The 11927-nt window shown below is 46.0% G+C and carries 3 protein-coding genes and 1 pseudogene; 2 read left to right on the top strand and 2 right to left on the bottom strand.

Annotated elements, in window-relative coordinates; genetic code table 11:
* Positions 1-5566, top strand: a 5566-nt coding sequence (locus tag NL646_RS23015; RefSeq protein WP_253664738.1) for a tandem-95 repeat protein, incomplete at its 5' end; no start/stop codon positions are given.
* Between the two features lie 65 nt (positions 5567-5631).
* Here NL646_RS23015 and NL646_RS23010 read toward each other — a convergent pair.
* Both NL646_RS23010 and NL646_RS23005 read right to left on the bottom strand, forming a co-directional pair.
* Positions 5632-6249, bottom strand: a complete 618-nt coding sequence (locus NL646_RS23010; RefSeq protein ID WP_005464220.1) for an OmpA family protein — start codon at positions 6247-6249, stop codon at positions 5632-5634.
* Positions 6250-6251: 2 nt separating this feature from the next.
* On the bottom strand, positions 6252-7568 hold the full coding sequence (locus NL646_RS23005; RefSeq protein ID WP_024103885.1) for a TolC family outer membrane protein: 1317 nt from the start codon (positions 7566-7568) through the stop codon (positions 6252-6254).
* A gap of 402 nt (positions 7569-7970) precedes the next feature.
* Between NL646_RS23005 and NL646_RS23000 the strand changes: the two are divergent.
* Positions 7971-11927: pseudogene (locus tag NL646_RS23000) on the top strand (beta strand repeat-containing protein); the annotation flags it as partial.

Here is an 11927-nt window from a genome sequence, read left to right as displayed (position 1 = left end):
AACGGTGGACTTTACGGTTGCACCAGTAGTCGACATCGAGGCTGATAGCGCGGATGTAGTCGAAGACACACCAACCATCATTAACGTCTTAGGTAACGACACGTTTGAAAGCACTGATAAACTGGTGTCACTGGACGCTGAGAATGGTCCTAAAAATGGCACCGTCATCGTAAACAACGATGGTACGGTGACCTACACACCAGATGATAACTACGTAGGTAAAGATACTTTCACTTACGTCGTGACATCAGGTGGAGTGTCAGAATCCACCACCGTTGAAGTCAATGTAACACCGGTCAACGATGCGCCAGTGGCGAAAGATGATATCGCTACGACACAAGAAGACACCGCAGTTACTATCGATGTTCTGCCAAACGACACCGATGTAGATGGTGATACTCTGTCTATCCAATCGGCGTCTGTGCCGAGTGACCAAGGTACAGTCGAGATTGTTGACGGCAAACTGGTGTTCACACCGGCCGAAAACTTCAATGGTGACGCTGAAATTACCTACACCGTAACGGACGGTCAATTGACCGACGAAGCGAAAGTAACTGTTACAGTAAATCCAGTGAACGATGCGCCAACCATCAAGGTTGATGCAGTAGAAAGCATCACTGAAGATGGAGTGAACACTGATACGGTAGTCGCAACCTTAACGGTTCGTGATACTGACACGCCTGAAGACCAATTAACCGTTTCTTTAGAAAACAACTCAAACGGCTACTTCGTGTTGGTTGGCAATGAAGTCAAGCTGACTCAAGTGGGCGTCGATGCAGTTAACAATGATGAACTTAACCTTAAAGATCTGACTATCAGCGCGTCAGTATCGGATGGTGTTAATCCAATGGCTAGTGACAGTGATAGTTTGGTTGTGAATCGTGTCAACGATGCACCGGCTGTTGAAAATGCCATTGCAGACCAAGTGTTATCGGAAGATTTCGATACATACACGATCGACTTGAATGAAGTATTCAAAGATTCTGATTCCTCGCTAGAATTCTCAGTCTCTGGCAATAACAGCATCCAAATTTCTATTGTGAATGGCGTCGCCACAATCACTCCGACAGCGGATTGGAATGGCAAAGAGACAATTACGTTTACAGCTAAAGACCCAAGCGGTGAAAGCGTTAACCAAACGGTGGACTTTACGGTTGCACCAGTAGTCGACATCGAGGCTGATAGCGCGGATGTAGTCGAAGACACACCAACCATCATTAACGTCTTAGGTAACGACACGTTTGAAAGCACTGATAAAGTGGTGTCACTGGACGCTGAGAATGGTCCTAAAAATGGCACCGTCATCGTAAACAACGATGGTACGGTGACCTACACACCAGATGATAACTACGTAGGTAAAGATACTTTCACTTACGTCGTGACATCAGGTGGAGTGTCAGAATCCACCACCGTCACGGTCAATGTGACACCAGTAAACGACAAGCCTGAAAGTGAAGACTTTACGCATGTCGCCGATGATCAGCTTACGCACGTTGTGTTTGATACCGATACTAAACCTCTGGGGAGCGGTGACTCTAAGGATCATATCGCGGATGTTGAAGACGACTTAAAAGGCAACGATCTACATGTCCGGATTACTGAACTGCCAACATCAGGTACGTTGTTCTTTAAAGATAGTGACGGTGAGTTGCACGAAATTAAAGAAGTAAGCGATACGCTTTATGACAAAGACAGTCTTTACTATGAAGCTGATAATGTTGGCTTCTTATTAGGTATCAAAGATCGTCCAAATACGCCTAATGGCTCAGAATCTACATCAGATTTCAATAACTGGGGATTAAGTGAGGATGGTGGACCATCACATTCCCGTATTGAGCATTTAGCAAATGGAGCCTCTATCACGATTTCCTCTGATAGCGGTGAACTTGCGCAATACAACCGTCAGGTGTCACACATCGGCAATGGTATCGCTGACAATGACGGGCAGGGTATTGAGAAGGGTGAAACGATTACGATCGATTTGTCTAATAATCCTGTGGGCTCCGTAAACCTTGGCCTAGATGGATTAGGTGGATTGTTTGATTACGGTGATGACAACGCAGCGCTTATTACGGTTACATACTTAGATTCAAATAATGTCCAACAGACTCAAACGTTCGAGTTTTTGAAGCCTAAAGGCAACTTCATGCTATTCCAAGAAACAAGCGTTGGTTATGGGAAAGATCTAGCTCTTCCTGAAGGTTCGGTCATTACTCAGTTAGATTTTTCTACGAAAAATGAAGGTAACTGGGAGTTACGTTATGTAGAAGGTGTTCCTGCCGAAGACAGCTTTGGATATGTGGCAGTCGACTCTGAAAGTGGCGTTAGCGATCCATCTACAGTCAATATCGTTAACGAAATGCTAGATGGTAATGTTGCGGAAAATGGACCTGCGGTGCAGAGCATTACAGGTGCTACTGTTGTTGAAGGTGACAATGTCACATTTTCTGTTTCTCTAAATAATGCAACAGATCAGACCGTTAAGTATCAAGTGGATTTCTCTGCAGAGGGTTCTAGTACGAGCTCTCAAGACATTGATTTGTCGAACGCAACTTTTACTAATGGCGTGAAGTATTTGGGCGGATACCTTATTGTTCCAGCCGGTGTGAATGGCTTTGAGATTACCATTCCAAGCATTGATGATCAGTTGGTTGAATCAACAGAAAGCCTTGTGATTAAAGTCGGAGATGTATCTGGCGTTGGCTATATTGATGATAATGATGTTCCGCCAACGGTTCAAAGCAACGAAATTTCCGGATTAGAAGACGAAGCGATTGTTATCACACTAGAACATTTAGGAGTCGTTGACAGTGGGGTAAGTGTTGAGTTTGACACTTCTGCTCTAAATGGCTCACTACAAGTGAAGGGTTCTGATGGTTGGGAAGCGGTTTCTGGCAGTGTACTCGCTTCTGATATCGAAAATGGTCTTGTTCGCTATGTTCCGGCTGAACATGAATCTGGTGCAAATGTTTTCGATAAAGATGGTGTTGGGAACGGCTTGGATACTTACGAGCAGATTCATTTCACTGTTAGTGATGGCAATTCTTCTGCTTCAGGTACGTTGAGTATCGACATAGAGCCTGTCGCGGACCCAATTAAGATTGACCTTACTTTCGGTCCAGTAACGTCTGTACCTGTGACATTAGGCGGAAGCTGGTCTACAGACGAAGAACTTAAAGATCTGCTTGAGGCAAGTAATTTACCAGGGCTTGACTTTGAACATGTGGTGACACAAGCGTTTAATAATGGTCATGCTGGTAACGACTTAATGCTAAGCGGAGACACTGAATCACCACTGAGTTTTGTAGGTGATCAACAAGCAGGTGCCAACGTTGATGCTCAAGGCAGTGATATCTTTGTGACTGGAGGAGGTAATGATTCTATCTATGGCGGTATTGGTTCATTAGACGATCAAGCTGAGACTGACACAGTTGTTTACTCTGGTAAGTTGTCTGATTACGACTTCAGCTATTACCCAGCATCTGACCACTCAGAAGTCCCGTATTGGATTGTCGAAGATAGTCGATTTATTGATACAAAAGATGTTGTTTCGAGCACTCATAAAGAGTCTGGTGACCACCTTTATGAAATTGAACAGCTTATCTTCCAAGATGCCATTATCAAGCTAGATAACAACACAGGAGAGTATGTTGTACTTACAGAGCAGCAAGTCTCTTTTGAGCTGAACCTTGATCTTATCGATGTGGATGGCAGTGAGTCATTCATTAACGATAGCGTCACCTTAACGGGAATCCCTTCAGGGCTAACATTAGAGGTGAATGGCAAAACGGTTACTGAAAACAGCGATGGTTCTTACACGGTTGACCTTTCAAGTGAACCAAATCAAACCAGTCATCAACTAAGCGGTACGATTACTGTACCAGCAGATTACAATGGCTCGTTAGATTTTGATGTAACAGCGACGGCAGGAAGTGTTGAAGTTAATAACAATACTCAAATGGGAGCGGACACGGCTTCTGTTTCAGTCCGTGATTATGAGTTTGTTTCTGGTACGCATGGTGATAACAACATAGTTGGGTCCGATGATAACGACGTGATCGTTGGTGATGTTCAAGGGTTACAAATTGTCGAAGGTCAGGATTACAACATTGCCTTTATGCTCGATACGTCTGGCAGTATGGGTTACGACGTTGGCCGTGCGGTAACTGAACTAAAAACAGTGCTGAATACTCTGATCGAAAGTGCGAGTGGACCTCATTCGGGCAAAGTGAACGTTTTATTAACCACTTTTTCCACTGAGAGCAAACAGGTGCTCGAGTTGGATTTGAGCTCTGACAACGCTAAGTCTCAAGTAGAATCAATATTGGACGCAATTGTGAAGCGCGGCGACGGTAACACAAACTATGAAGCAGGCTTCCAATCAGCATTGAATTGGTTTGATAGTGCTGATAGTGGCGCAACGAATTTAAGCTATTTCATTTCTGATGGCCGTCCAAACCAAGCTACTGTGAATGATGCAAATAACATAAACCAAATGGATAGCATTGTTCTTGGAGTGGAAAACAACAAACTGGTAACGTTAGCTGATGTGTTGCCAGCGGATTACAAAACTGGTGATGTTGTAACTTACGACAATAAGACGGTGATAGATAGTAACTCACTCGTTTATTCGCTTTCGACAGGTGAGTTGTTAGGGAAGATGACAAGTAATCATAGTTATTACGATTATGAAACGTATGTACTTCATCAAGCAAATAACGCATATCAGGCATTGGAAGAACTTAGTGAGGTTCGATCGATCGGTCTTGGTCATGACTTAGATGAAGATTCGTTGAAACACTTTGACTCTGATGGTGTTGTAAGAACTAACATCGATGTTAATCAACTTGCAGAAGTGATTCTCGGCAAAGAAGTGTCATTAATGCAAGGCAAGGATGAGATTAGTAGCCTTGATGGAAACGACATCATTTTTGGTGATGCGATTCGTTTTGATATCAATGGAGAGCAAGGTGTTTCTGCGCTACAAAACTATGTAGCTTCTCAACTGGGGAAAGATGTTGCTCTGGTAACGAAGGAGGAAGTTCATCACTACATTACTGAAAACCAAGTTGAGTTTGAACAATCTCGTTATTATGACCAAGCAGACACCATTTATGGTGGTGCAGGAAATGACATCTTGTTTGGGCAAGGTGGAAACGACAAGCTGTTCGGTGGCGCAGATAATGACATTTTGATTGGTGGTTTAGGCAGCGACATTCTGACTGGCGGTGATGGTGAGGACATCTTCAAATGGATCGATGTGGCCAACGAACGCGACACTGTCACAGATTTTTCTAGCAGTGAAGACTCTCTAGACTTCTCCGATCTGTTTGATGATTTATCGAAAGATGAAGTAGGCGATCTGTTAAGTGATTTACAATCAGGTAGTCATACAGGAGACGCTGGCGGCTATCATGTTGAAGTAAGTCAAGATGGCAGCGCAGATACGAATTTGAGTATTACTAAAGGTAGCTCAACATTAGATATCCACTTCAATAGCGCGAGCGTGGATGATATCACACAACATTTGATAGCAAGTCTCGATTCTCAATACAAAGACATGTAGTGACAAATCAGCCTCTAATAAAAAGGTCTAGCAATTGCTAGACCTTTTTTGATGTTCTTGAATAGTTAGCTTTTTGGAAGTGTGGTGAAAATGGTCCATTCTTTTTTCACTTCACCTTTATGTCCTACTACTGTTGCGGTCACACGTCGGTTCAAAGCATGGCTTACTTCGTCTGTTCCGGTTGTTGCTAAAACCGTATCGCCGTAGCCAACAATAGTAACTCGATCAGGAGTAATACCGTTTTGAAGCAGAGCCTTTCTTACGTTCTCTGCTCGGCGTTTGGAGAGATCTAAATTGTGCTCAGACCCTCCTGTGCGGCTCGCGTAACCTTGCAACTCAATGGATGTGCTTGGGTATTCTTTCAAGAAATCTGAGAGTTCTCGAATCTGCTTCGCGAAAACCGGGTTGATTTCATCTGAATCATTCGCAAATAACACTCGAATTTGCATTTGTTGTGATGAGTTTGCGTAAGATCCGCAGCCATCATTATCAATTTCCGCACCTAATGGTGTGCCCGGGCATAAATCGCGCTGGTTAATGACACCGTCGCTGTCGTCATCTTGGTGGTCGGCCCATTGATCTGCAATAGGAGTGTCGATGTAATCGTATTCGTCGCCTCGCTCACTCGAAGAGCTACATGCAGCAACAACTAATGACAGTGCAATAATAGTTATGTTTTTCATAATTAATACTCCACTTTTTCTAGCCATTCTTTCGGCATTTCGACTCTTAACGCACTCAACAATTGGCCAGTTGCGTTCATCACACGATATTTGGCATATTGCTCTGCATATTTTGAATCAAGATAATCTTTACGCGCTTCAAACAACTCGTTTTCAGTGTTCAGAACGTCTAGTAAGGTTCGTTTACCGATTCGATATTGCTTTTCATACGCGATGACCGTCTCAGCTGCCGAATCAACGTGGTCTGCTAAAAATTCTTTTTGTTGCAGCGTTAAGTCCAGAGCACTCCAAGATAAGCGAAGTCCTTCCTCAACATTACGGTACGCGCCTTCACGTAAGTCTTTCGCTTTGTTGAGTTGGTATGCGAAGTTTTCTGAATTTGCCGCATCGCTACCGCCGTTGAACAAGTTATAGCGTAAACGCAACATGGCGAGAGTTTCATCGCTTCGACCTTTTAAGCCATCCGCATCGTCTTTCCAAGTTTGAGAAGCTTCAATCGAGATCGTCGGGTAGTTAACGCCTTTCGATTGTTTGTATTGGAACTTGGCAGAGTCCACATCCGCCAATGCGATTTGAATTACGGGGTGTAATTCAAATGCCAAACCAACCGCTTCATCGACGGTGTAGGGGATAAAGTTCTGATCAGCTCTTGGAAAAATTAACCCTTGTGGCGTTTGCCCCACCAAGCGGGTAAACATTGTGTGGGAGTCGTAAAGGTTGTTTTGTGCAGCTGCCAGATTACCATGCGCTTTCGCTAAACGTGCTTCAACCTGTGTTAAGTCCGCAGTAGAGCCGATGCCGGAAGTGACGCGTTTTTTGATGTCCGTATAGATGTCTTTGTGAACGGCAAGATTGTTCTCAGACAGCTTTAAGACTTCATAAGCCTTTACCGCATCTAAGTAGACTTTAGTGACTTCTAATGCCTTGTCTGAAGCATCAGCTAACAGTTGGAATCGCACCGATTCTGCATCAGCAGCGGTACGGTCAATATCGTTTAATGTCGCGCTTCCATCCCAAATTAATTGGGTTAGGGTGATAGACGCTTCTTTTCTCGTATAGTCAGTGTTGCCTCGTCCGACTTCATCAGATGGGTCGAGGCCTTCGTAACCAATGCCCGCATCAAGATCGAGAGAAGGCAAATAGGCGCCTGTTGACGCCTCATTGATGTACCTTCGGCTCTCAAATTCATTAAATGCGCTTTTGATATCTGGGTTATTTTTTAACGTTAATGCCACGGCTTGCTCTAAAGTTTGACCGAAAACGGGTATAGACACTATTAAGCTACAGCAGCAAGCAATACTTAGTCGGTTCCATTTCACGGTGTTTCTCCTAAAAAATCGTGTTGCTTTTTGCTGTTTCATCTCACATTTGAGATAAAACATCACAAATAACAGTGTTTGAGTAAGTAAATTATCAACCTACTGTTAAACCTAGGCTTTTGTTTAGAATATCCAGAAGTTCGCCTGATTAAACCTTAGCACATGTGCAAAATGTTGCTTGGCAACCGTTTGTGTTTAAGCAAGAGAAAAGCTTGATTTCTTAATATCATAGCATTCCACGACCTGTGCAATTCCTTGCTGCACCTGTAACCCCGCCCCTTGAGTTAATCAGCACATCGCCCCTTGCACATACAACGAAAATATGAAGATTTTGACTAAACTATAGACGTAAATATTGGGGTGACAAACTTTTGACTTAGTTCAAAGTGGGGCGAGGTAGATATGGAACGAGTAACTTTTGGCTCATTGATGAGTAATATTGTAGTTATCGGTCTCGATGGGGAAATTAGAACCCTCGAACAAGGACAGTTGCCTAAACCAGGGGAGCTAATTATTAACGAAGTTTCAGACACTTCAGAACTGGTCATTGAGCAAGTGACACCGCAAGGCAGTTCCATCAATGTAACTGGTGATATTACTGCGTTGATAGAAGCTATTGCAGCGGGGCAAGACCCGACCCAACTAGGTCAAGAGTTTGAAACCGCAGCGGGCGAAGCAAATGGGTCTAGTCCTCAGACAACAGGGAATGTTGCACGAACAGGGACAGAATTGCTCGCTAGTACCAACTTTGAGACAGTTGGCACTGAAGGAGCGGGATTCTCAACCACTCAGATTCTAACTTTATTGGACATTCTCCCTCCAACTCAGGCACCAGCTCCGACAGGAATTCCGATTCCAGTAACAATTACGGTGCAAGATATTTCTAGCCCTGCAGTAGATGAAGGGCAGCAAGTCTCTTTCGACGTTACCCTTAATCAACCAACGGAAGAAGAAACTACCATTGAGTTTACCCTTAATGATGGTTCTGCTTTGGGAGGGGCGGCGAGCGATGTTGGTGCAGATTATGTAAATACAACGGTTTTAATTACATTATCCGACGGAACCACCCAAGAAATTCAGGTGAATGATGATGGATCGTTCACTGTTTCTCTTCCGATTGGGGAAGAGTCTTTTACGGTTAGCTTGGATACCATTGATGATAATTTAGCGGAAGGATCGGAAACATTCAGTTTGTCCGGTTCAACGCCAGAACAGCTTACTCCAGTTACGGGTGTTGCAACGATTACAGATGAGGCAGAGCAAGGGCCAGAAGATACTGTAGCCGTTAATATGACCGGCCCGAATAGCGTTTCGGAAGGTGAAACTACTTCCGAATACACCGTAATACTGAGCGATCCAGCGCCAGTCGGTAGCATCGTGACCTTAGCTTACAGCTACACCACTGCATCCGGTGATGACATCACTGAAACCACTCAAGCAGTGATTGGTGCGGATGGTGTGACCGCTACGTTTACCATCGATACGGTGGACGATGTGTACGCCGAAGGCGATGAAGTGTTCCGCGTCAGCGTGTCGGGTATTGTGGATAGCGATAGCAAGAAGCACTGAATTTAGACAATGCGTTCGTCGATACCACCATCAGCGATGAAACGGATCCTGGTCCGGAAGATACGGTCACCGTCACCATGACAGGTCCAGCGAATGTCGTGGAAGGTGACACCACCACGGATTACACCGTAACACTGAGCGATCCGGCTCCTGTGGGTAGCATCGTGACTTTAGCTTACAGCTACACCACTGCATCAGGTGATGACATCACCGAAACCACTCAAGCGATTATTGGTGCCGATGGTGTGACCGCCGCATTTACTATTGATACGGTGGACGACGTTTATGCAGAAGGCGATGAAGTGTTCCGCGTCAGCGTGTCTGGCATTGTCGATAGCGACAGCAATCCAATCTTCGAAGCGTTGAACCTCGATAATGCCTTTGTCGACACCACCATCAGCGATGAAACTGATCCAGGTCCAGAAGATACGGTTACCGTGACCATGACAGGTCCAGCGAATGCCGTAGAAGGTAATACCACCACGGACTACACCGTGACACTGAGCGATCCGGCGCCAGTCGGTAGCATCGTTACGCTCGCTTACAGCTACACCACCGCGTCAGGTGATGACATCACCGAAACCACTCAAGCCATTATTGGTGCCGATGGTGTGTCCGCCACATTTACCATCGATACGGTGGACGATGTGTATGCGGAAGGCGATGAAGTGTTCCGTGTCAGCGTGTCGGGCATTGTCGATAGCGATAGCAATCCAATCTTTGAAGCGTTGAACCTCGATAATGCGTTCGTCGACACCACCATCAGCGATGAAACCGACCCAGGTCCAGAAGATACGGTTACCGTAACCATGACCGGTCCAGCGAGTGTCGTGGAAGGTGACACCACCACGGATTACACCGTAACGCTGAGCGATCCAGCACCTGTGGGCAGCATCGTCACGCTCGCTTACAGCTACACCACTGCGTCAGGTGATGACATCACCGAAACCACTCAAGCCATTATTGGTGCCGACGGCATAACCGCCACGTTTACGATTGATACCGTGGATGATGTTTACGCGGAAGGCGATGAAGTGTTCCGCGTCAGCGTATCAGGCATTGTCGATAGCGACAGCAATCCAATTTTTGAGGCATTAGATGTATCAAATGCCTTTGTTGATACCACCATTAGCGATGAAACCGACCCAGGTCCAGAAGATACGGTTACGGTGACCATGACAGGTCCAGCGAATGTGGTGGAAGGTGACACCACCACGGATTACACCGTAACACTGAGCGATTCGGCTCCTGTGGGTAGTATCGTGACCTTAGCTTACAGCTACACTACCGCATCGGGTGACGACATTACTGAAACCACTCAAGCCATTATTGGTGCCGACGGCATAACTGCCACGTTTACCATCGATACGGTGGACGATGTGTATGCCGAAGGCGATGAAGTGTTCCGTGTCAGCGTATCGGGTATTGTGGACAGCGACAGCAATCCTATCTTCGAAGCACTGAACCTCGATAATGCGTTCGTCGACACCACCATCAGCGATGAAACCGATCCGGGTCCAGAAGATACGGTTACCGTCACCATGACCGGTCCAGCGAATGTCGTAGAAGGTGATACCACCACGGATTACACCGTAACACTGAGCGATCCGGCTCCTGTGGGTAGTATCGTGACCTTAGCTTACAGCTACACCACTGCGTCAGGTGATGACATCACCGAAACCACTCAAGCCATTATTGGTGCCGATGGCGTAACAGCGACGTTTACCATCGATACCGTGGACGATGTTTACGCGGAAGGCGATGAAGTCTTCCGCGTCAGCGTATCAGGCATTGTCGACAGCGACAGCAATCCTATATTTGAAGCACTGAATTTAGACAATGCGTTCGTCGACACCACCATCAGCGATGAAACGGATCCTGGTCCGGAAGATACCGTTACGGTCACCATGACGGGTCCAGCGAATGTCGTAGAAGGTGACACCACCACAGACTACACCGTGACGCTGAGCGATCCAGCGCCAGTGGGTAGCATCGTCACGCTTGCTTATAGCTACACCACGGCATCCGGTGACGACATCACTGAAACCACCCAAGCGATTATTGGGGCGGATGGTGTGACCGCCACATTTACCATCGATACCGTGGACGATGTGTATGCCGAAGGCGATGAAGTATTCCGCGTAAGTGTATCGGGTATTGTCGATAGCGATAGCAATCCGATTTTTGAGGCATTAGATGTATCAAATGCCTTCGTCGACACCACCATTAGTGATGAAACTGACCCTGGTCCAGAAGATACCGTTACGGTAACCATGACTGGTCCAGCGAATGTTGTAGAAGGCGACACCACCACAGAGTACACCGTGACACTGAGCGATCCGGCTCCTGTGGGTAGCATCGTGACCTTAGCTTACAGCTACACTACCGCATCCGGTGATGACATCACTGAAACCACTCAAGCGATTATTGGGGCGGATGGTGTGACCGCCACATTTACCATCGATACCGTGGACGATGTGTATGCCGAAGGCGATGAAGTATTCCGCGTAAGTGTATCGGGTATTGTCGATAGCGATAGCAATCCGATTTTTGAGGCATTAGATGTATCAAATGCCTTCGTCGACACCACCATTAGTGATGAAACTGACCCTGGTCCAGAAGATACCGTTACGGTAACCATGACTGGTCCAGCGAATGTTGTAGAAGGCGACACCACCACAGAGTACACCGTGACACTGAGCGATCCGGCTCCTGTGGGTAGCATTGTCACGTTAGCTTATAGCTACACCACTGCATCCGGTGACGACATCACCGAAACCACTCAAGCAG

It is taken from the genome of Vibrio sp. Y20_XG_PY13, assembly GCF_024181925.1.
GTDB classification, from domain to species: Bacteria; Pseudomonadota; Gammaproteobacteria; order Enterobacterales; family Vibrionaceae; genus Vibrio; species Vibrio parahaemolyticus.
Note: the sequence above shows the minus strand (reverse complement) of the source record. Positions and strands in the feature narration are given on the sequence as shown.